Annotated in this window: 19 protein-coding genes and 1 pseudogene; 4 read left to right on the top strand and 16 right to left on the bottom strand. The window is 69.5% G+C overall.

The features are described 5' to 3' along the window. The first annotated feature begins 49 nt into the window (after positions 1 to 49). Entirely contained in the window at positions 50 to 1,951 is a 1,902-nt protein-coding gene (locus tag IPN03_00415; GenBank protein ID MBK9372225.1) for a response regulator, read from the top strand. A 34-nt stretch (positions 1,952 to 1,985) separates the two neighbouring features. On the opposite strand, the pseudogene IPN03_00410 reads toward IPN03_00415, so the two are convergent. Both IPN03_00410 and IPN03_00405 read right to left on the bottom strand, forming a co-directional pair. Further along, positions 1,986 to 3,977, bottom strand: a pseudogene (locus IPN03_00410) (YgiQ family radical SAM protein). A gap of 27 nt (positions 3,978 to 4,004) precedes the next feature. Beyond that, complete coding sequence (locus IPN03_00405; protein ID MBK9372224.1) at positions 4,005 to 4,373, bottom strand: response regulator; 369 nt, start codon at positions 4,371 to 4,373, stop codon at positions 4,005 to 4,007. Between the two features lie 105 nt (positions 4,374 to 4,478). Here IPN03_00405 and IPN03_00400 point away from each other — a divergent pair, with 105 nt between their 5' ends. After that, the gene (locus IPN03_00400; protein ID MBK9372223.1) at positions 4,479 to 5,507 is read left to right on the top strand and encodes a cyclic nucleotide-binding domain-containing protein; all 1,029 of its coding nucleotides are present in this window, start codon (positions 4,479 to 4,481) and stop codon (positions 5,505 to 5,507) included. A gap of 48 nt (positions 5,508 to 5,555) precedes the next feature. On the opposite strand, the gene IPN03_00395 is transcribed toward IPN03_00400, so the two are convergent. From IPN03_00395 to bcp, 9 genes are all read right to left on the bottom strand, one after another. Next, complete coding sequence (locus IPN03_00395) at positions 5,556 to 6,866, bottom strand: thymidine phosphorylase (GenBank protein ID MBK9372222.1); 1,311 nt, start codon at positions 6,864 to 6,866, stop codon at positions 5,556 to 5,558. Further along, a complete protein-coding gene (locus IPN03_00390; protein ID MBK9372221.1) occupies positions 6,863 to 8,287 on the bottom strand; it encodes an amidohydrolase family protein in 1,425 nt (474 codons plus the stop codon). Before IPN03_00390 ends, IPN03_00395 begins: the two co-directional genes overlap by 4 nt. Before the next feature lie 11 nt (positions 8,288 to 8,298). Then, a complete protein-coding gene (locus tag IPN03_00385; GenBank protein MBK9372220.1) occupies positions 8,299 to 8,688 on the bottom strand; it encodes a cytidine deaminase in 390 nt (129 codons plus the stop codon). A 19-nt stretch (positions 8,689 to 8,707) separates the two neighbouring features. Then, complete coding sequence (locus IPN03_00380; protein MBK9372219.1) at positions 8,708 to 9,694, bottom strand: purine-nucleoside phosphorylase; 987 nt, start codon at positions 9,692 to 9,694, stop codon at positions 8,708 to 8,710. A gap of 16 nt (positions 9,695 to 9,710) precedes the next feature. Beyond that, positions 9,711 to 10,997, bottom strand: coding sequence for a NupC/NupG family nucleoside CNT transporter (locus tag IPN03_00375; protein ID MBK9372218.1), 1,287 nt, complete (start codon positions 10,995 to 10,997; stop codon positions 9,711 to 9,713). 194 nt (positions 10,998 to 11,191) lie between these two features. Continuing rightward, positions 11,192 to 12,358, bottom strand: coding sequence for a phosphopentomutase (locus tag IPN03_00370; GenBank protein ID MBK9372217.1), 1,167 nt, complete (start codon positions 12,356 to 12,358; stop codon positions 11,192 to 11,194). A gap of 10 nt (positions 12,359 to 12,368) precedes the next feature. After that, positions 12,369 to 13,088 carry a tetratricopeptide repeat protein gene (locus IPN03_00365; protein MBK9372216.1) on the bottom strand — a complete coding sequence of 240 codons (720 nt, stop codon included), beginning with the start codon at positions 13,086 to 13,088 and terminating at the stop codon, positions 12,369 to 12,371. Positions 13,089 to 13,111: 23 nt separating this feature from the next. Then, positions 13,112 to 13,402 (bottom strand): hypothetical protein, encoded by a 291-nt coding sequence (locus IPN03_00360; GenBank protein ID MBK9372215.1) that lies wholly within the window; start codon positions 13,400 to 13,402, stop codon positions 13,112 to 13,114. Positions 13,403 to 13,432: 30 nt separating this feature from the next. Further along, entirely contained in the window at positions 13,433 to 14,587 is a 1,155-nt protein-coding gene (bcp, locus tag IPN03_00355; protein MBK9372214.1) for a thioredoxin-dependent thiol peroxidase, read from the bottom strand. Between the two features lie 69 nt (positions 14,588 to 14,656). On the opposite strand from bcp, the gene IPN03_00350 reads away from it, so the two are divergent. Continuing rightward, positions 14,657 to 15,412: a bifunctional hydroxymethylpyrimidine kinase/phosphomethylpyrimidine kinase gene (locus IPN03_00350; GenBank protein ID MBK9372213.1), complete on the top strand. Its 756-nt coding sequence runs from the start codon at positions 14,657 to 14,659 to the stop codon at positions 15,410 to 15,412. A gap of 89 nt (positions 15,413 to 15,501) precedes the next feature. Here IPN03_00350 and IPN03_00345 read toward each other — a convergent pair whose 3' ends face one another. From IPN03_00345 to IPN03_00325, 5 genes are all read right to left on the bottom strand, one after another. After that, entirely contained in the window at positions 15,502 to 16,443 is a 942-nt protein-coding gene (locus IPN03_00345) for an MBL fold metallo-hydrolase (protein MBK9372212.1), read from the bottom strand. Between the two features lie 76 nt (positions 16,444 to 16,519). Beyond that, on the bottom strand, positions 16,520 to 18,310 hold the full coding sequence (locus tag IPN03_00340; GenBank protein MBK9372211.1) for an acyl-CoA dehydrogenase family protein: 1,791 nt from the start codon (positions 18,308 to 18,310) through the stop codon (positions 16,520 to 16,522). A 2-nt stretch (positions 18,311 to 18,312) separates the two neighbouring features. After that, the gene (locus IPN03_00335) at positions 18,313 to 20,484 is read right to left on the bottom strand and encodes an enoyl-CoA hydratase/isomerase family protein (GenBank protein ID MBK9372210.1); all 2,172 of its coding nucleotides are present in this window, start codon (positions 20,482 to 20,484) and stop codon (positions 18,313 to 18,315) included. Then, positions 20,484 to 21,743, bottom strand: a complete 1,260-nt coding sequence (locus IPN03_00330) for a thiolase family protein (GenBank protein ID MBK9372209.1) — start codon at positions 21,741 to 21,743, stop codon at positions 20,484 to 20,486. The genes IPN03_00335 and IPN03_00330 overlap by 1 nt, the downstream gene beginning before the upstream one ends. After that, a complete protein-coding gene (locus tag IPN03_00325) occupies positions 21,740 to 22,447 on the bottom strand; it encodes a TetR/AcrR family transcriptional regulator (protein MBK9372208.1) in 708 nt (235 codons plus the stop codon). The genes IPN03_00330 and IPN03_00325 overlap by 4 nt, the downstream gene beginning before the upstream one ends. A 176-nt stretch (positions 22,448 to 22,623) precedes the next feature. Here IPN03_00325 and IPN03_00320 point away from each other — a divergent pair, with 176 nt between their 5' ends. Next, positions 22,624 to 23,475 (top strand): hypothetical protein, encoded by an 852-nt coding sequence (locus tag IPN03_00320; GenBank protein MBK9372207.1) that lies wholly within the window; start codon positions 22,624 to 22,626, stop codon positions 23,473 to 23,475. The last annotated feature ends 574 nt before the right edge of the window (positions 23,476 to 24,049 follow it).

Below are 24,049 nucleotides of genomic sequence, written 5' to 3'. Positions count from 1 at the left end.
AGTATATCGCCCCGCTGCCGGGTCGGGTACGGGCGATACACTGGGCACGATGAGCGACGAGAGCCTGCTGGAAAAGGCGTTTGCGGCCCCGGACCCGCCGACGAACCTGGGCGCGGGCAACCGACTCGTTCCCGGCGACGTCCTCTCGGGGCTCCGGCACGACATGAGGACGCCGATCCACCAGATCCTCGGCTACGCCGAGATGCTGGAGGAGGACGCCATCGCCTCCGGCCAGACCGGCTGGGCCGAGGACCTCGGGAAGATCCAGGCGGCGGCGCGCCGACTGCTCGGGATGGTCGACGGGCTTCCCGACAGGCTCCTCCCGGAGCCCGGCGATCTTCCGCCGGAGGTTTCGGGAGGAGCGGTGGTCGGGAGAGTGGAGACGGGGCCGGAACCCGGTCCGTCCGGGACCGCATCGGCGCCGCGAGCGCCGCAGGCTGCGCGGACCACGATTCCCGACGAGAACGCCCAGGAGCGAACGGGCCCGATCCGGCGCGCCGACTACGACATCGCGCCGGCGGAGCTCGTCGAGCCCGCGCACCTGCTCGTCGTCGACGACAACGCCGAGAACCGCGACATGCTCTCGCGCCGTCTCAGGAGCCACGGATTCACGATCGCCGTCGCCGAGAGCGGACCCGAGGCCCTTCGCCTCCTCGAGGAGATCCCGTTCGACCTCGTCCTCCTCGACGTCGTCATGCCCGGGATGAGCGGGCTGGACGTCCTGCGCGACCTCCGGCCACGGCACGCCGCCGCCGACCTCCCCGTCATCATGGCCACCGCGCGGGACGACTCGAACGACGTCGTGACGGCCCTTCGCCTCGGCGCCAACGACTACGTCACGAAGCCGCTCGACTTCCCCGTCGTCCTCGCCCGGGTCGCGACCCAGCTCACGCTCTCGCGCGCCAAGGCGAGGATCAGCACCCTCGCGAGAGACCTGGAGGTCAGGAACCGGTTCATCTTCGAGACCTTCGGCCGCTACCTCTCGAACGAGGTCGTCGAGAGCCTCCTCCAGACGCCGGAGGGGCTCAAGCTCGGGGGCGAGACGCGCAAGGTCACACTCCTCATGTCCGACCTGAGGGGCTTCACGCAGCTCGCCGACCGGATTCCCCCCGACCGCGTCGTCCGCCTCCTCAACAACTACCTCGGGACGATGGTCGACGTCCTGCTGTCGTTCCAGGGGACGATCGACGAGTTCATCGGCGACGCCATCCTCGCCATCTTCGGCGCTCCGGTTCAGCGCGAGGACGACACCCTTCGCGCCATCGCCTGCGCCGTCGAGATGCAGCGTGCGATGGAGCGCGTGAACGAGTTCAACCGGCGGGAAGGGCTCCCCGTCGTCGAGATGGGGATAGCCCTCCACACGGGCGAGGTCGTCGTCGGTAACATCGGCTCCGACAAGAGAGCCAAGTACGGGGTCGTCGGGAGCCCGGTGAACCTCACGGCGCGGATCGAGTCCTACACTGTCGGCGGGCAGATCCTCGTCAGCGACCGTACCCGCCGCGAAGGCGGCGCGGACCTCACCGTCGGAGCCGAGGTCGTCGTCCAGATGAAGGGGTTCGAGAAGCCGGTCTCTGCCTGGGACGTCCGGGGGGTCGGGGGTGATTTCAACCTGTCCCTCCCCATGCGCGAAGAGGCGCTCGTCGCGCTGCGCGGGCCGCTACCGGTCCGGTTCGCGACGATTTCCGGCCAGCGCGTGGACGGGCCCGAGTCGGAGGGGCTCCTCGTGCGGCTTTCGATGAAGGAGGCCGAGATCGAGGCTCGCGAACGCCCGGAGGCCTTCCGCAACCTGCGCCTTCGGTTCGTCGCCCGGGACGGCAGCACGATCGCCGGGGAGGTCTACGGCAAGGTGTCGACTCCGAAAGTCACCACGAAGGGCTTCGGGCTGAGGTTCACGTCCCTTCCCCCGGAGATCCGCTCCTTCCTGGAAACGGTCCTGGCCGGGAGCCGCTGACGCTCCTTCGGCGGCCGGGCCCAGGCCCGGCGGCTCAGCCCGGGCCTCGCCGCCTGTGTCCGGCCCGTCCTGGCCGGTACCCCGTGCCACCCCGCGGTTTCGCGGCGGCGGCCGGTCCTTCGGACGCCCCGTTCCCCGGCGCCACCGACCCCGAAGCCCCCGCGTCCTCCGCGTGGACGTAGGTGCTCTCGCGGGCTTCCCGGCGCCGCGCCTCCAGCGCCTCCCGGGGCGGGTTCTGCGGAATGAGGCACTGGGGGCCGCCGCCGATGAGGTCGCTCCGCCCGGCCTCCGTCAGCGCCTTGTGGACGGCGAACCAGTTCTCGGGCCTCCAGAACTGCATCAGTGCCCGCTGGACCTTTCGGTCGTTCAGCCTCGTGACGGTGTTCACCGGCTCCAGCGTCTGCGGGTCGAGACCCGTCCAGTACATGCAGGTCGCGATGTCCATCGGCGCGGGAATGAAGTCCTGCACCTGCCGAGGCTTGTATCCGTGCGCCTTCAGGAAGAGGGCGAGGTCGATCATCTCGACGACGCCCGAGCCGGGGTGGCTCGCGATGAAGTAGGGAACGAGGTACTGCTCCTTGCCGGCCTTCGCGCTCGCGCGCTCGAACTTCCCCGCGAACGTCTCGAACGACGCGGACGACGGTTTCTTCATCAGGTCGAGGACCGCATCGCTCCGGTGCTCCGGCGCGACCTTGAGATGCCCGCCGACGTGATGGGTGGCCAGCTCCTCGACGTACCGGTCGTCGAGGTTCGCGAGGTCCATCCGGATGCCGCTCGCGATGTTGACCCTCTTCACGCCTTCGACGGCACGAGCGGCGCGCATCAGGTCGATCGTCGGACCGTGGTCGGTGCCGAGCAGGAAGCAGATCTTCGGGTGGATGCACGAGAGCCGTCGGCACACCGCCTCGACCTCCGGGCGGGTGCAGCGCATCTTGTACATGTTGGCCGTCGGGCCGCCGAGGTCGCTGATCGTCCCCTTGAAGTCGGGGGCGCTCGCGACGGTTTCGACCTCGGCCAGGATCGACCTCTTGCTGCGGCTCTGGATGACGCGCCCCTCGTGCATCGTGATGCTGCAGAACGTGCACCCCCCGAAACAGCCGCGCATGATCTCGATCGAGTCGCGGATCATCTCGAACGCCGGGATCGGCTCGTCGTAGCGGGGGTGCGGGCGGCGCGCGTACGGCAGGTCGTAGATCGCGTCCATACGCGCCTCGTCGAGCGGCAGGCACGGAGGGTTGATGACGACCCTGCGGTCGCCCTGCGCCTGGACGAGGCGGCGCGCGTTGAAGGGGTTCGTCTCCTGGTGGAAGCTGCGCGTCATCTTCGCGAACGCGAGCTTGTCGGCGGCGACCTCGTCGAAGCTCGGGAGCTCGAGCGTCTGCCAGGGCGAGGACGCCGGCGCCGCGGGGAGCTCCTCCTTCATACCCAGCAGGTACGCGACGCCGCGCAGGCCGCGCAGGTCGCGGATGCCCTCCCCGGCGCGCAGCCGCTCGGCGACGGCGACGATCGTCTCCTCGCCCTTGCCGAACGCGAGGAGGTCGGCCTTCGACGAGACGAGCATCGACGGACGGACCGTCTCGGACCAGTAGTCGAAGTGCGCGATCCGGCGCAGCGACGCCTCGATGCCGCCGATCACCACGGGCACGCCGGGAAAAGCCTCGCGGCAGCGCTGGGCGTAGACGGGCGTCGGCCGGTCGGGGCGAAGGCCGATCCTCCCGCCCGGCGAATACGCGTCGTCGTTGCGCCGCTTCCGGCTCGCCGTGTAGTGGTTGATCATCGAGTCCATGTTGCCGGCCGAGACGGCGTAGAAGAGACGGGGACGGCCGAGCGCGCGCCAGGCGTCGGCCGAGCGCCAGTCGGGCTGCGCGAGGATCGCGACACGGAAGCCGCGGGATTCGAGGACGCGGCCGAGAACGGCCATCGCGAAGCTCGGGTGGTCGACGTAGGCATCGCCCGTCACGAAGACGACGTCCACGTCGTCCCAGCCGGCCGCCCGGACCTCCTCGGCGCTCGTCGGGAGAAACGGCGCGCCCCGGGCGGCGACGGGGGAGCGTCACCCCGGTGCCAGGAACGCGTCCACCTTTCCCAGGAGGCGCGGCAGCTCGACGGGCTTCGTGTCGTAGTCGTCGCAACCGGCTGCGAGGGCTTTCTCCCGGTCGCCCACCATCGCGTGCGCCGAAAGACCGATGATCGGGATGCTCGCCGTCCTGCCTTCCGCCTTGAGCCGGCGCGTGGCTTCGTAGCCGTCGAGCACCGGCATCGACAGGTCCATCAGGATCAGCTCGGGGCGATCGGCGAGGGTCTTCTCGATCGCCTCGGCGCCATTCACGGCGAGGACGACCTCGTACCCCTTCCGGAGGAGCCGGCGGGAGAGCATGTCGCGGTTCATCTCGTCGTCGTCCACGACCAGGATCTTCGGCATCGGTATCTCAGCGGGCCGCCCCGTCGGGCGAACGACCGTAGTGTAGCCCCCTCTTTCTTGACACCGTCGGGGCCCTGCCCTACCGTCGGCAGGGAGCACATCTGCATGGCCTTCTCGTGGCTTTCGGGCGGCGACGACGTCGCCGAGCTCATCTCGAAGAGAAACTACTCCCGCGCCTCGAAGGTCCTCCGCGGCCAGCTCGCAAAGGACCCGTCCAACGCTTCCGTGAGGCAGCAGCTTGCCGACGTCCTGGCTCTCGACGGCAAGCTCTACGAAGCCGTCGAGCTCCTCTGGAAGCTCGCCGACGAGTACGCCACCTCGGGGTTCGTCGGCAAGGCGATCGCGGTCCTGAAGAAGGTCCAGCGGCTCGATCCGTCGCTCACGAAGGTGGAGGAGAAGCTCGCATCCCTCGTCATGGTGAAGGACGCCGAGTCGTCCCTGAGGCAGAATCTCCGCGCCGGCGCGATGCGCCGCCGGGTCGAGCTCGAGACCGCTCCGACGCCCGACTCTGCTCCGGCACCCGCTCCCGTTCCCCCGCCGTCCGGCACTTTCCGCGATTCCGGCACGTCCCGGTTCGTCGTCGATTTCGGCGCCGACGAGGAGGATGCGCCTCCGGAAACCGTTTCCGAAACGGCCCCGCGAAGCCTGCACCCCATCGGCGAGGAAGCGGCGCAGGGGATGGTCGCGAGCCCGCTCTTCAGCGACTTCTCGGGCGAGGAGCTCGTGGAGGTCATCAAGGGGCTCGAGCTCCTGACCTACGAATCGGGTGACGTCATCGTCGCCGAAGGCGCTCCCGGGGACAGCCTCTTCGTCCTGACGACCGGAACGGTCAAGGCCTTCGTGAAGGACCCCGACGGCCACTACCACAAGGTCCGCGAAATGTACGAGGGCGCCTTCTTCGGCGAGGTCTCGATCCTCACCGGCAAGCCGCGCAGCGCGACGATCACCGCGGCCACGTCGTGCGAGCTCCTCGCCCTCGACCGAGCCTCGCTCGACGCGATCACGGAGCGCCAGCCGAACGTCCTGACCATCCTGAAGCACTTCTGCGAGGCACGCCTCGGGAGCATCGACGAGGTCCAGATCCGGACCGGCCACGGCCCTTCCGGGCCGTCGCGGGGGACCTCCCCCAGCTGAGCCCGGCAAGGCCGCCGGCCGAACGGCCGGCGGCCCGCGAGAACGTTCCTACAGCTTCTCGACGACGAACGGGAGCGGCGGCGTGGCGCCTTCGGCCGAGCCGATCTCGAAACAGGCCGCGACGCGGTCGAGATATCCGTCCCGGAGCGAAGTCCCCGGGCCGAGCTCGACCACGAGGAGCGGCTCTCCCGCGGACACGACGTCTCCCGTCTTTCGCAGGATTCGGTAGCCCGAAGCCGGATCGACGACGTCGTCCTTGCGCGCCCGTCCGCAGCCGATCTCGATGGAGAGGAGCCCCAGCTCGCGCGTGGCGACGCTCCGGATCGTTCCTGCAGCACCCGCCTTGACGTCGTGCCTGGCGACGGCCCGCGGAAGGAGCGAGAGGTCGTCGCAGACCGCCGGGTTGCCACCCTGTGCGGCGATCACGCGGGCGAACGTGTCCAGCGCCGTGCCGTCCTGCAGGGCCGCGTTCAGCCTCTTCCGTGCGTCCTTGGCCGACTCCGTGATCCCCGCTGCGACGAGAAGGTCGGCGCCGAGAAGGAGAACGTTCTCCCGCAGGTCCGCCGGGCCGTCGCCACGCAGGAGCCGGATCGACTCCTCGACCTCGTTCGCGTTCCCGACCGCGACGCCGACGGGCCGGTCCATCGCGGTGACGTACCCGCTCGCCTTGCGCCCGGTTGCCCGGGTCGTGTCGACGAGGGCGCGCCCGAGGGTGTGGGCGTCCTCCGGCTTCTGCATGAAGGCACCGTTGCCGGTCTTCACGTCGAAGACGACGGCGTGGGCGCCCGTCGCGAGCTTCTTCGAGAGGATCGACGCGGTGATGAGGGGAATCGACTCGACCGTCCCCGTGACGTCGCGGAGCGCGTAGAGGCGGCGGTCGGCGGGGGCGACGGTGTCGGTCGCGGCGATGAGCGCGCAGCCGACCGTCTCGAGGAGCCGGTCGAACGCCTCGCGCGACTGGCCCGTGACGAATCCGGGGATCGCCTCGAGCTTGTCGAGCGTGCCGCCCGTGTGCCCGAGGCCGCGCCCCGACATCATCCCGGTCTTCACACCGCAGGCGGCGAGCAGCGGGGCCAGGACGAGGGTCGACTTATCGCCCACGCCTCCGGTCGAGTGCTTGTCGGCGACGAACCCGTGGGGGTTCAGGTCCCAGGTCTCACCCGAGTTCATCATGGCGAACGTCAGGGCCGCCGTCTCGGCGATCGACATGCCGCGGCAGCAGATCGCCATCAGGAGCGCCGCCGCCTGCTCGTCGGTGACGGTCCGGTCGGTCACGCCGGTGACGAAGTCCTGGATCTCCCCTTCCGACAGCTCGCCGCCGTCGCGCTTCTTGACGATCGTTCTTACGATGAGGCTCATTTCTTCTCTCTGCTCTCTTCGAGCGACTTCAGGACCTTCCCACGCCACTCCTTCGCCGCGACGAGGACCTTCGCCTCGTCGAGCGACCGGACGCGCCTGCCGTCCCAGAGGATCTTCCCGTCGACGACGGTGAGCGAGACGTCGCCCGCCCTCGAGGCGTAGACGACGGTGGAGGGCAGGTCGAAAACGGGCTGGCTGTGGGAGTTCTCGAGATCGACGACGATCAGGTCGGCTCTCTTGCCCGGCTCGAGCGAGCCGACGAGGCGGTCGAGGCCGAGGGCCTTCGCGCCGTCGATCGTCGCCATCCGGAGGAGCTCGGGCGCCGCGAGCGGCGTCGGGTCGAGGGCCGCCACCTTCGCGAGCTTCCCGGCGAAGTCCATGGCGTCGAGCATGTCGAGGTCGTTGTTCGAGCCGGCGGACCCGTCCGTCCCGAGGCCGACGACGACGCCCGCCTTCCGGGCGGCGGCGACCGGAGCGATGCCCGAGCCGAGCTTCATGTTCGACTCCGGGTTGTGAGAGAGGCTGACCTTCCGCTCGGCGAGGACCTTCAGGTCCTCCGGCGAAAGCCAGACGCCGTGGGCCACCGACAGGCGCGGCCCGAGGAACCCGACCTCGTCGAGCCAGGCGGTCGGGCTCTTGCCGTACTTCTCGAGGATCTGCTTCTGCTCGTCCTGCGTCTCGGAGACGTGCGTCAGGAGGGGCGCGCCGTACTCGTCGGCCAGCGCCCGGGCCGCCTGGAGCGTCTCCCGGCTGCACGTGTAGGGAGCGTGCGGGGCGATGGCCGCCGTGACGCGCGGGTGCCCCTTCCACCTCTCGAGAAAGGCGCGCGTGACCGCCTTCGTCTCCTCGAGGTTCGCGTGGCCGGGGACCGGGAAGTCGATCCACGTCTCGCCGAGGACGGCCCGCAGGCCGGCCTTGTCGACCGAAGCGGCCACGTCCGACTCGTAGTAGTACATGTCGGCGAACGTCGTCGTCCCGCCCCGGATCATCTCGAGGCAGGCGAGATCGGTCCCGGCCCTCACGAACGCGGGCGACACGTTCTTCGCCTCCGCCGGGAAGATGAACTTCGTCAGCCACTCCATGAGGGGCTGGTCGTTCGAGATGCCGCGCAGGAGGTTCATGGCAGCGTGGGTGTGGGTGTTCACGAATCCCGGAAGGAGAACGCCCCCATTCCGGACGATCCGCTGCTTCGGCGCGTACGCGGCGTCGATCGCGGCCGGGTCGCCCACGGCGAGGATCTCGCCCCCGCGCACCGCCACGGCCGTCGCGCCGCGCACGGTGAACGCGGCATCCATCGGGAGCGCGGAGCCTGCCACGACGACGAGGTCGCAGGAGGCCTTCCTCGCCGGTTTCGCCGCCGCCGACGCTCCGGCGGCCGGGAGGGCGAGAAGGAGGGCGAGGAGGGGGGCGGCCGTTCTCATCGCGCGACCGCTCAGAGCTCGAACGCCCGCGGCAGGAGAGTCGCGAGCGTCGTCTCCTCGAGGGCTCCTCCCATCGTGGCCATGACGACGGCGATGTCGCGACACTGGTCCCAGAGGACCTGGCGGCAGGCGCCGCAGGGGGACGTCGGCGCGTCGGCGCCGGTGACGACGGCCACCGCCCGGAAGCCCCGGACCCCCTCGGAGATCGCCTTGAAGACCGCGGTCCGCTCGGCGCAGATCGTCAGACCGTAGCTGGCCGACTCGACGTTGCAGCCCTGGAAGACCCTTCCGTCCTCGGCGAGGAGCGCCGCGCCGACGTGAAAGTGAGAGTAGGGGGCTGCGGCCTTCTCGCGCGCCGCAGTCGCAGCGGCGACGAGAGCGTCGCGCTCCTCGGTGGTCAGGATCTTCGCGGCCACGGCGTCACCTCTTCCTGCGTACCGAGGCCCTGGCCGGCGCCGGGCGCAGGGCAGCCGCTTTCGGCCGGGCCTTCGCCTTCGATCCCGGCTTCGGCTTCGCTCCCGCCTTCGCTCTGGCGGCGCCCGCCGAGGACTTTCGCGACGGGACGACGACGAGCCGGTCGGGAGAGCGCCCTTCGCCCATCGCGGCCACGAGGGCGGTCAGGAGCCTCACGAACCGGTCCTTCACGCGCCGGGTCGTCTCGAGGACCTCGTCGTGGCGCAGAGGCTGCTTCAGCACTCCCGCGGCCATGTTCGTGATGCAGGAAACCCCGACGACGCCGACGCCCATGTGGCTGAGCGCGATCACCTCCGGAACGGTCGACATCCCCACCGCGTGCGCCCCGAGGGCGCGGAAGGCCCGGATCTCGGCCGGCGTCTCGTACGACGGCCCGGTGACACCGACGTAGACCCCTTCCCTCAGCGGCACCTTGACCCGCCGGGCCACGGCCTTCGCCAGCGTGCGGAGGTCGGAGCGGTAGGCGTCGGACATGTCGGGGAAACGGGCGCCGAACGTCTCGTCGTTCGGCCCGATGAGCGGGTTCGTCCCGAAGAGGTTGATGTGGTCGGAGATGAGCATCAGGTCGCCGGCCGAGAACGACCTGTCGATGCCGCCCGCCGCGTTCGTCACGACGACGTCGCGGCAGCCGAGGAGGCCGAGGACGCGCGCCGGCGTGACGACGGACGACATCGGGTGCCCCTCGTAGAAGTGAATGCGGCCCGAGAGGACGACGATAGGGACGCCTTCGAGCGTTCCGGCGACGAGGGTCCCGGCGTGGCCGACGACGGCGGAAGCCGGGAACCCGGGGATCTGCGCGTAGGGAATCTCGAGGCGGTCCTCGACGGCCGCGGCGAAGTCGCCGAGCCCGGAGCCGAGGATGACGCCGACGACGGGCGGCACGGCGATCCGCGCCCGGAGGAACTCGACGGTCTCGGCGAAGCGAGCGTCCATCTCTGTCTCCTTACGTTCAGCCGAGAAGGATGCCGGCGATCGTGGCGCTCATGAACGTCGCGAGGGAGCCGGCGAGGAGGGCCCAGAGCCCGAGCCGCGCGATGTCGCTCTTTCGCGACGGGGCGAGACCGCCTATGCCCCCGATCTGGATGCCGATCGAGGAGAAGTTCGCGAAGCCGCAGAGGGCGAACGAGGCGATGAGCCGGCCCTTCTCCGTCCACTCGGACATCGGGATCTTCGTCATCTCGGCGTACGCGACGAACTCGTTGAGGACGGTCTTGAAGCCGATGAGGCGGGCGACCTTCGAGCAGTCGACCGAAGGCACTCCCATCACCCATGCCAGGGGCCAGAGGAGCTTCGAGAAGAGCCACTGCAGGGAGAGGTTCGTCGCCGGGTCGACGCCGGGGCCGGCGGCCGGGAACCCGATGAAGGTGCCGACCCACGCGAGGAGGCCGTTGAAGAGCGAGACGAGGGCGATGAAGGCGATCAGCATCCCGGCGATGTTGATGGCGAGTGAGACGCCCTGAGACGCGCCGGAGGAGGCCGCCTCGATGACGTTCGCGTGCTCGTGCTCGATCTTCACCGTGACGGCGCCCGCCGTGGCCGGCACTTCGACCTCCGGGCGGAGGAGCTTGGCGATGACGATCGTCGCCGGGGCGGCCATGACCGACGCCGTGATGAGGTACTCCGCAGGGACCCCCATTGCCGCGTAGGCGAGGAGAACCGCTCCCGAGATGTGGGCCATGCCGCCCGTCATCATCGTCAGCAGCTCGGAGTTCGTCATCTTCGGGATGTACGGCGCGACGATGATCGGCGCCTCCGTCTGCCCGATGAAGATGTTCGCCGAGACGGCGAGGGACTCGGCGCCGGAGATCTTGAGCAGCTTCGTCATGACGACCGCGAAGACCTGGACGACCTTCTGCATGACCCCGAGGTAGTAGAGGATCGTGAAGAACGACGCGATGAAGATGACGATCGGCATCACCTTGAACGCGAAAATGAAAGGTGAGTAGTCGACGCCGGTCGCTTTGAAGATCTGCCCGCCGACGGCGGGGTTCGAGAGCCAGCCGAAGACGAAGTCGGCCCCCTTGTCGGAGTAGGCGATCGCCCCGGTGATCCCCTCCGAGAACGACTTCAGGGCGCTGGCCCCGGTCTTCCAGGAGATGACGAGCCACCCGAGGGCGAACTGGAGGACGACCCCCCAGGCGATGGTCGCCCAGCGGATGCGCTTTCGGTCGTGGGAGAGCGCGAAGCAGGCGAGGAGGATGACGGCGAGCCCGATGAAACCGGTGAAACGGTCCAAGAAGTCCTCCTGAAGACGCGGTCAGATTTGGTGCGGCATCGCTCCCCGCATCCGCGCTCGCCGGGAGGTCACCGGACGGGCTCCGCGGCCCCGGCCCGATCCCGGGGAGCGAAGACGACGGCGAGCGCCTGGAGGAGTCGGTGCAAAGCGATCCGGGAAGGATACCCGAGAAGGACCTTTCCGCCCGCGTCCGATCAGTTCCGCGAGGCGGCCAGGAAGTCCCGGCCCGCCAGCGGGGCGACCCCGAGGTGGCCGGCGACCGTCGCGGAGACGTCCGCGAGGGTCTCGCGCGTCCCGAGGTCGGTTCCCGGCGGGACGCCGGCGCCCACCGCCACGAGCGGCGCGTACTCGCGCGTGTGCTCGGTCGACACGTCCGTCGGGTCGCACCCGTGCTCCGCGGCGAGCAGGAGGAGATCGTCTCTCCCGAGCGCCCCGAGAAGGCCCGGGACGAGCCCGTCCAGCTCCTCCAGCGCGCGCGCGAACCCCTTCGGGTCGTTGCGGTGCCCGTACCGCGTGTCGAAGTCCCGCAGGTTCAGGAAGACGAAATCGCCCCCGTCGTCGCGCAGTGCCTCGAGGGCCGCTTCCACACCGTCGCGGTTCGAGTCCGTCGGAATCGACTCCGTCACGCCCCGGCCCGCGAAGACCTCCGACACCTTTCCGATCGCCAGGACCCGCTTTCCGGCGACCTGCAGGCGGTCGAGCAGCGTCTCGCCCGGTGGCGGAACCGCGAAATCGCGGCGACGGCCCGTCCGGCGAAAACTCCCCGGCACGCCGACGAAGGGCCGCGCGATGACCCGGCCTACGCGGCTGGGCCCGTCGAGAACGGTCCGGGCCGCCTCGCACCATGCGTAGAGCGTCTCCACCGGGACGATCTCCTCGTGCGCCGAGATCTGGAAGACGGAATCGGACGAGGTGTAGACGATGGGCCTTCCCGTCCTCACGTGCTCGGCGCCGAGCTCGTCGAGCAGGATCGTTCCGGATCGGGCCCTGTTCCCGAGCGATTCGCGGCCGATGGCGCTCTCGAACGCGGCGAGGACCTCGGGCGGGACACCGTCGGGAAACGCCGGGAACGGCTCGACGACGGACAGCCCCATCAGCTCCCAGTGTCCGGACGTCGTGTCCTTCCCCGGCGAGACCGGCGAGAGACGGCCGTACGCGCCGCAAGGCGCCGGAAGGTCGCGAGGCCCTGCGTCGTACAGCGTGTGCAACAGGCCGAGCCCCGAGAGGTTCGGCAGGCTCGGACGGGCGGCGTCGAGGACGTTCCGGAGCGTGTTCGCGCCGGCGTCGCCGTAGGAGGCGGCATCGGGAAGCGCACCTACACCGACGCCGTCGAGAACGACGACGAGGGCCCGCGGTCTCACTCGAGACGCCTCAGAGCCCCTGGGCCTTCTGCTGCGCCTCGAATCTCATCGGCGAGTCGGGGAAGTCGGAGACGATGCGCTGGTAGCTCGATTTCGCGTCCGCCAGCTGGCCGTCCTTCTCGTAGAGGCGGGCGAGCGTGAAGAGGATGACGTCCTTCGGAAGGGGCGGCTTCGCCGCGTCGAGGTAGCCCTTCGCCGAGGTGATCGCCTCCTTGACGCGCCCGGCGGCCGCCTCGGCCTCGAGGTAGGCGAGAGCCGCCACGCCCGAGGCGATCGAGCCGGGCTGCCGCTTCGCGAGGTCGCGCGCTCCGTCGAGGAGCTTGGCGGGGGGAGTCGGCCCTCCTTCGAGAGCGAGCAGCATCGTCCGGGCCACCTGCCCGGGCTTCGAGCCGGGCGCGTCGGCGGCCAGCTCGCGCAGCTGCATCTTCGCCGCCTCGAGCCTCTGGCCGGCGTCCTTGTAGGCGGTCACACCCGGGGCGACCCCCGCGCCGTCGGCGACGAGCGGGGCGTCGAAGACGGAAAGCGCCGCCGAGAGGCGCGTGTCGAGCCGCCGGCCGCGCAGTGCGAGGCCGCCCCAGACGAAGCCGACGAGGACGACGGCAACGACGCCGAGGATCGTCCACTTCTTCGCCGTCGCCTCGTGGCTGACGACGTAGTCTCGCGCCCCGACGAGGGCGTGCTCGAGCTCGTTTTCTTTCAGGTCTTTCCGGGAAATCTTGTCCTTGGACATGTCGCGGTCGGGGCCTGGCCGTCTCAGCAGAACGCGGCGAACGCCGCGTCCGGATGGTCGAGCCAGAAGCCCTCGGTCTCCTTTTCGAGGTCGTAGTCGAGAGCCGCCCCTTCGAGGCGGCGGTGAGAGTAGGGACAGAGCGAGATCCGGAGGCCCTCGGGGCCGTCGACCAGCGCACCTGCGTCGAGAGGGGTTTCACGGAACAGGATCCGGTAACCCGACCCTCCGCAACCGAGGACGTGCTGGACGACGAGGAACGTTCCGGCGGGATCGAGCCCGGCGGCGCGTATTGCCGCCAGGGCCCGATCGGTCACCCGGAATCCTTCCGCGGGGGCCTTCTCCATTCAGCGGCGCGCGGCCTTCTTCCGCACCGGTTTCTTCGGCGCGGCCTTGCGTGAGACCGCCTTCTTCGCGGCGGGCTTCTTCGGTGCGGCTTTCGGCTTCGGCGCCGACTTCTTGACGACCGCCTTCCTGAGGACGACCTTCTTCGCCTTCGCCGGGCTCGCCTTCTTCGGAGCGGCCTTCTTCGGGGCGGACGTCTTCGCCCTGGCGGGTGCGGCCTTCTTCGCCCGGGCGGGAGTCGCTTTCCTCTTCGGTGCAGCCTTCTTCGGCGTCACGAGGGCCACGAGCTTCGCGAAGGCACCCTTCGGCTTCTTCGCAGCGGCGGTCTTCGCGCTCGCGACGGCCCTTTTCACGGACGCGACCGCCTTCTTCACCGCGGGCCGCTTCTTCGCGTCCGCCACGGCCTTCTTCGCCTTCGCCACGGCCCTCTTCACGGCCGGCTTCTTCTGAACGTCCGACACGGCCTGCTTCGCGTCGGCCACGGCCTTCCGGGCGCCGGCGACCGCCTTCTTCACGGCGGGCTGTTGCCTCACGTCTTCGACGGCCTGTTTCGCCGCGGCGACGGCTTCCTTCACCTCGGGAGACTTCATCGCACCCGTTACGGCCTTCTTCGCTTCCCTGACGGCCGTGGTGACGGCGGCACCCGCCGCCTCCACTGCTGCCCCGACGGCGGCCTTCGCCTCTGCCCCCGGAGCGGGCTTCAGGGCGGCGAGCACCTCGTCGGCGTGGTGCTCGACGTCGACCTTCTCGAAGACGTGGACGAGGTTGCCGTCCGGGCCGACGAGGAAGGACTTGCGGATCGTTCCGACGCCCCACGCGGTTCTTCCCCACACACCGTAGGCTTCGTGGACCGCGTGGTCGGCATCCGTGAGGAGCTCGAACGGCAGCGAGTACTTGCCCGCGAACGCGTTGTGGGAATCGGCGTCGTCCGGCGAGATGCCGAGCACGGTGACGCCCGCCTCGCGAAGGCCACCGAAGCCGTCGCGCAGGCTGCACGCTTCCTTCGTACAGCCCGGGGTGTCGTCCTTCGGGTAGAAATAGACGAGAACGTGGCCCTTCCCGGCGAAATCCGCCAGGGAGACCGTGTTCCCGGAGCGTCCGGGAAGAGTGAATGACGGGGCCGTCGCGCCGGCCACGAGCGGGGTCGAGGCGTGCATTTCTTCAGCCACTTTCTGACGTCCTCCCGGGCGTCGAGAATAGCAGGAGGGGCGTCTAAACTCACACCGATGTCCGTTCCGTCCGCTCTCGCGATCTCGGCCGCCGACCCGGGCGGGGGCCTGCTGGCGACGGACCTCCTCGCCTTCGACGCCCTCGGCGTACTCGGATCCGGCGTCGTCACGGCGCTGACCTCCCATGGCATCCGGCAGCCGGGCTCCTTGCACGACGCCCCCATGACCATGCTGCGAGCCTCGCTCGAGGCCGCCTTTTCGACCCGCCCGCCGTCTTCCGTCAAGGTGGGCCTCCTGACGACCGTTCCTGCGGTCAGAGCAGTCGCCAGGGCTCTGGCCCCCGGCTCCGTCCCGGTCGTCGTCGACCCCGGCTTCGTCCCCCGTTCGGGGGTTCGTCACCTTCGGTCGACGGTCGTGGACGCCGTCGTTCGCGACCTCCTCCCGGCCGCCGCCCTCGTCACCCTGAACCTCCTCGAGGCTTCCGCCCTCGCCGGTTTCGCGATTCGGAGCGAGGCCGACGCGAAAGTCGCGGCACGGCGGATCCAGGCCCTCGGCCCCTCCGCCGTCCTGGTCACGGGAGGATGCGCGGAGGGCGCGACCGTCATCGACGGGCTCCTCGACGGCCGCACGTGGCACCGCTTCGAGAGCCCCCGGGCCGACACTCCCCTCGCCTGCGGCGCCGGAGGCCTCCTCTCGGCGGCCGTCACCGCCTGGCTCGCCCGCGGCGAGACCCTCCCCGACGCCGTCTCCCGTGCAATCGCCTTCGTCCACAAGGCGCTCGCCGCCGGCTGGCCCGCCGTCCCGCTGAGATAGCTCGGGGAAGGGGGTCTGGTCTACGCTCTACACTCTGCGCGCGCGCAGAGTGTAGAGCGTAGACCAGACCCCAGGCAGGGGGACCGTCGTCAGGCGCGCACTTTTCGGTGCGGCGATGCGGCCCAGTGCTCACGGACGCGACCGGGAAGTCGCTGCACGCGGCCCAGGTCCTCCAGGTACATGAGGAATCCGAGGACCTCGGAATAGGCGAGGTAGAGGTCCATCGGCCGAACGGTCGGGAAGATGCGCTCGCAGAGCTCGGAGACGGACTTCGGCCTCCCCGCCAGCGCCCGCTCGATCTGCGCGGTCCGGAAGGCGTACTTGCCCTCGAGCTTCGCCCGGTGCGCCCCGAAGTCGGGAATGCTCCGACCGTGCCCCGTCAGCAGCTGAGCTTCCCCGGCCTCGATCCCGTCCAATGACTCGAAGTAGCGGCTGACGCTCCGGAACGCCTCGCCAGGCCTCTCGGGATCCTCGTCGACGATGGCGTTCGGCGTGATGTCGCGCAGGACGGTGTCTCCTGTGAAGAGGACCCCCGCCTCGGGCACCTCGAAAGTGAGGCTTCCGGGCGTGTGCCCCGGAACGGATCGGACGGCCACGGAGTAGCCGTCGCCCGGCAGAACCTCGCCGCCCGCGAGCTCGTCCCAGGACGAGAGCGGTTCCGCGAACCGGTCCACCGCGGCGGTCATCGCGACCATCGTGAACCGCGCCACGCCTCCGAACCCGGCCCTCGTCAGGGCCTCCAGGAGGAGCCGTCCGTTCCGCACGCCGCGAAAGTGCCCTCGATCCAGTCGCCCCCCCAGCAGCTGAGCCCTCCCGGCCCGCTCGATCCGGGCCGCGAGACCGAAGTGATCCTGGTGCCCGTGCGTCAGAAGGACCCGCTCCACGTCCTCCACCCGGAACCCGTGCCGGGCGAGACCGTGCCGCAGCGCCTCCCACGCGTCCCCGGTCAGCGGACCGGTGTCGACGAGCGTGACCGGCTCCCGGGCGATCAGATGAACGTTGATCGGCCCGACCGGGAACGGCGTCGGCACGGGGATCGTGAAAATGGGGACGAGGGCGGTGGAACGACGGCGGGGAGCCGGACCTCTCCGGCTCCCCGCCCGCGACTCACCAGCCCCAGAGGTCGAAGGGGTAGCCACCCGCCTCGTACGCCGCGTCGCTGATCGCGGTCGCCTCGGCGTCCTTGTGCCGGTCGAGCGCCTTGAGGTTCGCCACCATCCGGTGCCGGGCCTGGAAGGCGAACCAGCGGGCGATCTCGATCTCCGGCTTCGCCTTCTCCTCGCCCTTCTTCTCGATGGCCGCCGTCACGCGCGAGAGCGTGGCGATCTGCGCGAAGAGATCCATGACGACGTCGGCGATCCGGTGGAGGAGGTACTGCCGGTTCACGACGTTCTTCTTGTTCCTGTAGACCATCGTCTCGCAGGCATTGCGCAGGACCGCCGCGTACTTCGCCGCCTGGTCCGCCTCGGGGGCGAGCGACGGATGGACCTTCTCGAGCTTGTAGTGCGTCACCGTTCCGCGCATCCACTTCTGCGCGTGCCCGACGAGGACGCCGTACTCCGCGATCGGCTTGTGGAGCGCGTGCTGCACGTCCTTCAGGACGTCGCCCGCCTCCTTCATCCCCGTCAGGGCGATGAAGAGGCGGAGGATCTCGTTCGTCCCCTCGAAGATCATGTTGATGCGGCTGTCGCGCAGTCCTCGGCCGTACGGGTATTCGTTCATGAAACCGTTGCCGCCCGAGATCTGAAGCGCCTCGTTGATCGTCTTCCAGAGGAGCTCGGTTCCCCAGACCTTGCAGCAGGCGCCCTCGAGCGAGTAGTCGACCTTCTTGTCGACGAGCCCGGCCGTCATGTAGACCATCGACTCGAGGACGTAGGTGTGCGCCGTCATCTCGGCGATCTTTTCCCGGATCATCTCGAAGTCGGCGATCCGCGTCTTGAACTGCTTGCGTTGCGTCGCGTGCTCCACCGCGAGCTTGATCATCTGCTTGCAGCCGCCGACCGAGCCGGCGCCGAGCGAGGTCCGCCCGGTGTTGAGCGTCTCGACCGCGACGCGGAAGCCGTTCCCCTTGCCGCCGATGATGTTGAACGCCGGGACGCGGCAGCCGTCGAGGATGATCTGGCACGTCGACGACGCGCAGAGGCCGAGCTTCTTCTCCTCGACCCCGCGCGAGAAGCCGGGGAGCGTCCCGTCCTCGCTGGCGATGACGGCGAAGCAGGCGATCTCCTTGTGCGACCCGGCCTCGACGCCGGCCTCGGGGATGCGCGCGAAGATCGTGAAGAACCTCGCGAAACCGCCGTTGCTGATCCACTGCTTCGTCCCGGTGAGGACGTACTCGTCGGTCGCGGAGTCGTAGACGGCGGTCGTCTTGAGCGAGGCGGCGTCGGAGCCCGCTTCCGGCTCCGTCAGGCAGAAGGCGCCGACCATCTTCCCGGCTGCGAGATCGGGAAGCCACTTCTTCTTCTGCTCCTCGGACCCGAAGAGGAGGAGCGGCTTGATGCCGATCGACTGGTGCGCCCCGACCACGATGGCCGCCGAGGCGTCGAGCGGCCCGATGACCTCCATCATCTTGCAGTACGCGGTCGCGCTGAAGCCGCTCCCGCCGTACTCCTCGGGAATCGACATCCCCATCGCCCCGAGGTCGCCGAGCCCCTTGACCACGTCCCGCGGGAAGAAGTGGTCGGCGTCGATCTTCTCGGAGTTGATGAACTGGGCGTCGAAGTCGCGGTAGGCGTCGGCGAACGCCGTGACGAGCTCCTTCGTGTCCTCCGGAATCTCCGGAAAGGGGAAGACGAGCGACTCGTCGAAGCGCCCCTGGTAGAGCGCCTTCAGGAACGACGGGGTCTCGGTGTCGGTCTTCACGGTCTTCACGGTCTTCTCGGTCTTGACGGTCGACATGGCTACTCCTTCCCGAAGAACGATTTCCCCTGCTTCGCCATGTCGGCGAGGAGCGGGGCGGGGGTGAAGCGGGGACCCTTCTCCGAGGCGAGCCTGGAGAGGGCGTCGGCGACGGCGGAAGCTCCGCGGGCGTCGGCGTGGGCGCAGAGACCGCCCCGGAACGGCGGAAAGCCGATTCCGAAGATCATCGCGAGGTCGAGCTTGTCGGGACCCGTCACGATTCCCTCGGCGAGACAGTACGCCGCCTCGTTGACCATCGGGTAGATCAATCGCGCCTCGAGCGCCTCCGGCGAGATCGACGCGGAGCCGGGCGAGACGACGCCGAGGTCGGCGTAGGATTGCAGGTCCGGCCCGACGCGCTTGTCCCCCTCGTACCGGTAGAAGCCCTTCTTCGTCTTCCGCCCGAGACGGCCCGACGTGACGAGCTTCCCGAACGCCGGATCGATCGGCATCCGCTCGGGCCAGGCAGCCGAAAGCGTCTCGGCCCCCTTCGCCGCGACGTCGATCCCGACGTCGTCGAGGAGCTCGATCGGCCCGACCGGCATTCCGAACTTCCGCATCCCCTTGTCGATCGCCTCCATCGGGACACCTTCCAGGAGCAGCCGCACCCCTTCGCCGAGGTAGGGCGCGAGGATCCGGTTGACGAGGAAGCCCGGCGCGTCCTTCACGACGACCGGCGTCTTCCCCATCTTCTTCGCCAGGTCGAAGATCGTCGCCGTCACCTCGGGCGCCGTCTTCTCGCCGAAGATCACCTCGACGAGCGGCATCTTGTGGACCGGGTTGAAGAAGTGCATGCCGACGACGCGCTCGGGGCGGGAGGCTGCCTTCGCGATCTCGGTGATCGGGAGGGTGGACGTGTTCGACGCGAAGATCGCGTCGGGCCGTGCGACGGCCTCCCACTCCTTCAGGACCGCCTGCTTCACCGCGAGCTTCTCGAGAACCGCCTCGATCGTCACGTCGCAGCCGTCGAAACCGTCCCACGCCAGGCCGCCGGACAGGAGCGACATCTTCCCCGCGAACTCGGTGCGGGTCATCCGGCGCTTCTTCACCTTGTCCTGCCAGATCTTCGCGGCCTGTGCGTAGCCCGCGGCGAGCGCCTCGTGACGGATGTCCTTCATCCGGACGGGCCACCCCTTGTCGGCGGCGAGCTGGGCGATGCCGCCCCCCATCGCTCCCGCTCCGAGGACCCCGATCCGCTTCACCGGGAGCGCGGCGACGCCCGCCGCCACGCCGGTCTCCTTCTTGACCTCCTCCATCCGGAAGAAGAGGTTCACGAGGCTCTTCATCGCCGGCGTGCCGACGAGGCGGGAGACCGCGTCGACCTCCAGCTTCAGCGCCTCCGCGAGCGGACGGCCGAAGCCCTTCTCCACCGCGGCGAGCGCCTCGAGAGGAGCCGGGTAGTTGCCGTGCGTCTCCTTCATCACCGACGCGCGGGCCTTGCTGAAGACGACCGACCGACCGATCCCTTCCAGGAGCTTGTCCATCGCCCTTGCGGGGGCGACCCGGAGCGGCCCGCCGTCGGGAGCGGCGTTCGACCGCTTCGTCGTCCCGAACTTGCCACGCGCGAACTTCTTCGCCGCGTCGAGGAGAATCGGGGCGGGGACGAGCTGGTCGATCAGTCCCATCCGTTGCGCCCGCTTCGAGTCGATGACCTTGCCCGCGAGGATGACGTCGAGCGCGCCCGTGAGGCCGACGACCCTCGGCAGGCGCGTCGTCCCGCCCCACGCGGGCAGGATCCCGAGCTTGATCTCGGGGAGGCCGATCTGGGTCTTCTTCGAGTCGGAGGCGAGGCGCCAGTCCATCGCGAGGATCGTCTCGCAGCCGCCGCCGACGCACGCCCCCTCGATCGCCGCCACCGTCGGGAACGGGAGGTTCGCGAGCTTGCCGAAGATCTCCTGGCCCCTGCGGACACCGTTCGCGATGGCCGCCGGGTCCGAGGCCTTCGCGATCTCGTTCACGTCGGCCCCGGCGATGAAGATGTCGGGCTTGCCCGAGACGAGGAGGAGCGCCTTGAGGTCGCTTCTCTTCGAAAGGCCGTCGAGGACGGCCTCCAGCTCGGCCATGACCGGCGTGGAGTACTTGTTCGCCCGTTCGCCCTGAAGGTCGAAGGTGAGGATGGCGAGACCGTCGGGCTCGACGGCGAGACGGAACGCGTTCCCGGTGGTCGCGCTCATCACGCTGCCCCCTCGAGGACGATCGAGGCTCCCTGGCCTCCACCGATGCAGAGCGTCGCGACGCCGTGCGAGACCTTCCGTCGCCGCATCTCCATGAGAAGGGTCAGGACGAGGCGCGTCGCCGAGGCCCCGACCGGGTGGCCGAGCGCGATCGCCCCGCCGTTCACGTTCAGGATCTCCGGGTCGACCGCACCGAGGGCGGGGTCCTTCTCCCAGGCCTGCAGGTTCGCGAGGACCTGCGCCGCGAACGCCTCGTTCAGCTCCAGGAGGCCGATCTTGCCGAACGGCACCCCCGCGTGCTTCAGGGCGACGGGCGTCGAACGCGACGGGCCGAGGCCCATTCGTTCGGGCTCGAGGCCTGCGAAGCCCCAGCCCGCGATACGTCCCAGGACCGGGAGCTTCCGCTTCGCGACGAACTCCTCCGAAGCGACGACGACCGCGGCCCCGCCGTCGGTGATCTGCGACGAGTTACCCGCCGTGACGGAGCCGTAGACGCGGTCGAAGAATGGCTTCAGCTTCGCCAGCGCCTCCATCGTCTGTCCCTCGCGCACTCCGTTGTCGATCGTCGCGACCTTGTCGAACGCGGGCGGGAGAGGAACGGCGACGATCTCCTCGGCGAGCCTCTCCCGGGCCGCGTGCGCCCGCTGGTGGGAGCGGAGCGCGAAGGCGTCCTGCATCTCGCGCGTGATCCCGCCTTCCTTGGCGAGGAGCTCGGCGGTCTCCCCCATGTTCAGGCCGCAGACCGGGTCGGTGAGGCCCAACTTCAGGCCGATGACGGGATTGAGGAGCTCGCCCCACGGCATCTTCCTGAAGGCGGCGAGGCGCGCTCCCGTCGTTCGCGCCATCCCGATCTCCGCCAGGGCGGCCTTCGCCCGCTCCCGGTAGATGAAGGGAATGAGCGTCATGTTCTCGACGCCCCCGGCCAGGACGACGTCGGCCTCTCCCGTCTGGATGAGGCGCGCCGCCTGGACGATCGACTCGATTCCCGAGGCGCAGTTGCGCGCGACGGAGTGGGCCGGCCGCTCCTTCGGGATGCCGGCGCGGAGCGCGATGACCCGGCCGATGTTCGCGGCGTCGGGCGGCGTCGCGATGTTGCCGAAGATGGCCTGGTCGATCTCGCCCGGCTCGACGCGCGCGCGGGCCATCGCCTCGACGGCGGCGGCGCGCCCCAGGTCGGTGGCGGAAACGGCCTTCAGATCGGTCCCGATCTTCGCGAACGGGGTACGGGCTCCGTTGAGGATGTAGGCGGCTCGCGTCAACTCGTCGTCCTCCTGCGGCGGGGAGCCCGCCGTTGTTCTGGTTCGTTCTCGCAGGCGAGGAAACCGCGCAGGAGAGTCCCCACGAGCTTCTCCGCGTCGGCCGCAGGCTTCGACTCCCCCGAGAGGAGCCACTCGGAGAGGATCTCGTCGGCCGCACCGAAGAGGATTCGGACCGCCAGGCGCGGGTCGAGGTCTTTTCTCAGCTCTTCGGAGGCGATCCCTTCCCTGAGTACGCCGTCGAGGAGACGGAAGTACTCGGAGAGCTTGGTACGCGAGAAGCGCTCGACGAGGCGGGCGCTGCGGCGCAGCTCGATCTGGAAGACCGACGCGAGGTCCCGGTCGCGGGCGAGGAACGAGAGGTGGAGACCGACGAGCTGCTTCAGCTTCTCTCCGGCCGGCCCTTCGGCCCCCCGAATTGCCCGGGCCTGGGAGAGGACGCCGTCCATCGTCTCGTCGAAGACGCAGCCGAGGAGATCTTCCTTGCTCCGGAAGTAGAGGTAGACCGTCCCCTCGGCGACTCCTGCCTCAGCGGCGATCTCGGCGATCTTCGCCTCGTGGAACCCGCGGCGGCCGAAGGTCTGGACGGCCGCGTGGAGGAGCCGCTTTCTCTTCTCTGGGTCGGCGGCAGGAAGGGCCCGTCGGCCCTGGACGGGGAGCTTGCGGGTTCTGGACTCCGCCCCGGCGAGCACGGCTGAATGAGCCATCACTCATAGACTATGTTGCACTGCGGCGGGAGTCAATCAAAAGAGCGGATCGCGTCGCCCCGCCGAGGACCGGGGCGGTCCCATTTACGATGTCCGGCTACTCCCGCGTCCACGCTCGAGCGCCTTCGCTTGACCAACCAACCCCCGCACGCGACCATCGCCGGCCGGAGGTACGAATGGTCCAGCTCGCTCCCGTCTCGCTCCACGGCAAGGAAGTCGTGGCCGACCCGACCCCGATGGGCCTCCTCGGTCTCGCCATCGGCTGCGCCGCCCTGACGCCGATCGCCTTCGGGAAGAGCCTCACGCCCGCCGGGCTCGAGACGGCCGCGGTCTTCTGCCTCCTCTTCGGCGCCGGCTGCCAGCTCTTCGCAGGGCTCCTGAACCTCGTGAACAAGAACCTCTACGGCGGGACCCTCTTCCTCACGTTCGCCTTCAACTGGGTCGTCAACGCCTGGGCGCTCCACTCGCTCGCCAAGGGCTTCGTCCCCGACCCGACGGTGATCTTCGCCACCGAGGCCGCCTTCCTCGTCATCTTCGTTCTCATCAGCTGGGGCTTCGGCCACTTCTCGAGTCTTCTCTTCGTCTTCCTCCTCGACATCGATCTCCTCTACGTACTCAAGGTCGCCGGACATCTCCTCGACACGAGGGCGTTCGCGATCCCGATCGCCCTCCTGACTGTGGGACTCGCGGTCATTTCGCTCTGGATCGCCTTCGCGCTCCTCCTGAACCCGGTCACGGGACGACGGGTATTCACGCTCGGCATGCCGCTCTTCAAGAGCGCAGCCAGGCCGCCGGTCGATCTTTCCGTCCGGACCGCCCTCGTCGCCACGCTCTACGGGCAGTGGCGCGACGCGGGATCGCCGCTCTCCCAGGCCGATCTCCTCGCCCGCCTCGCCGCCCTCGGCGAGCCGCGCCTGAAAGCCGAGCTCGCCTACCTGTCGGCGCAGGGCGTCGTAGAGCCGGTCGAAGGAACTGTCCGCCTCTCCCCCGCCGGCATCGATCTCTGGGAGAGGCACGTCGCCGGCTGAGGCTGCGGTAACCGATCCGGGCTGAGGTGGGGCCGGCTCCGCGCCGGGAGGAGTCGAGGAGACCGGACCGACCGAGTGCGCCGCCCATCCATCGCACCGTGCCGCACGAGTCGCGGGTGGGAGGGGTGTCCCACGGCGACTGCTCCGCGCGGGCGACCCGCATCGACCCCGCTCCGCGGGCCGCCGGGGCGAGCGCAAACTCCTCGCACCGCTCGTCGGACACGTGCGCTCGCCTGATCCGGCGGCCTGCTCGCGGAGCCGGGCGGGTCCCCGCCCGTGCTCACACGTCGCTCGCGGGACACCCCTCCCACCCGCTCAGACCCCCGGCAAGGGCAAGATAAGCAGGGACGGGCTCGAGGAGGATCAGCCAGGTCTCGGTCTTCTGCCATACGGCCGTTAACCACGGCGGCTCCCATTCGATCTCTGAAGCTCGCCGGCCGCGGGAGGGGCGGTGCGTCTCGCGAGCCGACCTCGAGCACGCCCGGGGACCCGCTCGAGTTCGCGAGGAGCGGGCGGGGATCAGGCCCGCGCGCTGTTTGACGACCGAAGGTAGGAGTTCGCACGGGCCCCCCGC

The organism is Holophagales bacterium (genome assembly GCA_016719485.1).
Classification (GTDB): domain Bacteria; phylum Acidobacteriota; class Thermoanaerobaculia; order UBA5066; family UBA5066; genus UBA5066.
This window is presented reverse-complemented; position numbering and strand designations above follow the sequence as displayed.

What these genes read in the sequence shown, in the direction of transcription:
- IPN03_00415 (MBK9372225.1), top strand. Translation starts at nt 50, where the DNA reads ATGAGCGACGAGAGCCTGCTGGAAAAGGCGTTTGCGGCCCCGGACCCG.
- IPN03_00405 (MBK9372224.1), bottom strand. Translation starts at nt 4,373, where the DNA reads ATGCCGAAGATCCTGGTCGTGGACGACGACGAGATGAACCGCGACATG.
- IPN03_00400 (MBK9372223.1), top strand. Translation starts at nt 4,479, where the DNA reads ATGGCCTTCTCGTGGCTTTCGGGCGGCGACGACGTCGCCGAGCTCATC.
- IPN03_00395 (MBK9372222.1), bottom strand. Translation starts at nt 6,866, where the DNA reads ATGAGCCTCATCGTAAGAACGATCGTCAAGAAGCGCGACGGCGGCGAG.
- IPN03_00390 (MBK9372221.1), bottom strand. Translation starts at nt 8,287, where the DNA reads ATGAGAACGGCCGCCCCCCTCCTCGCCCTCCTTCTCGCCCTCCCGGCC.
- IPN03_00380 (MBK9372219.1), bottom strand. Translation starts at nt 9,694, where the DNA reads ATGGACGCTCGCTTCGCCGAGACCGTCGAGTTCCTCCGGGCGCGGATC.
- IPN03_00365 (MBK9372216.1), bottom strand. Translation starts at nt 13,088, where the DNA reads ATGTCCAAGGACAAGATTTCCCGGAAAGACCTGAAAGAAAACGAGCTC.
- bcp (MBK9372214.1), bottom strand. Translation starts at nt 14,587, where the DNA reads ATGCACGCCTCGACCCCGCTCGTGGCCGGCGCGACGGCCCCGTCATTC.
- IPN03_00350 (MBK9372213.1), top strand. Translation starts at nt 14,657, where the DNA reads ATGTCCGTTCCGTCCGCTCTCGCGATCTCGGCCGCCGACCCGGGCGGG.
- IPN03_00340 (MBK9372211.1), bottom strand. Translation starts at nt 18,310, where the DNA reads ATGTCGACCGTCAAGACCGAGAAGACCGTGAAGACCGTGAAGACCGAC.
- IPN03_00335 (MBK9372210.1), bottom strand. Translation starts at nt 20,484, where the DNA reads ATGAGCGCGACCACCGGGAACGCGTTCCGTCTCGCCGTCGAGCCCGAC.
- IPN03_00325 (MBK9372208.1), bottom strand. Translation starts at nt 22,447, where the DNA reads ATGGCTCATTCAGCCGTGCTCGCCGGGGCGGAGTCCAGAACCCGCAAG.
- IPN03_00320 (MBK9372207.1), top strand. Translation starts at nt 22,624, where the DNA reads ATGGTCCAGCTCGCTCCCGTCTCGCTCCACGGCAAGGAAGTCGTGGCC.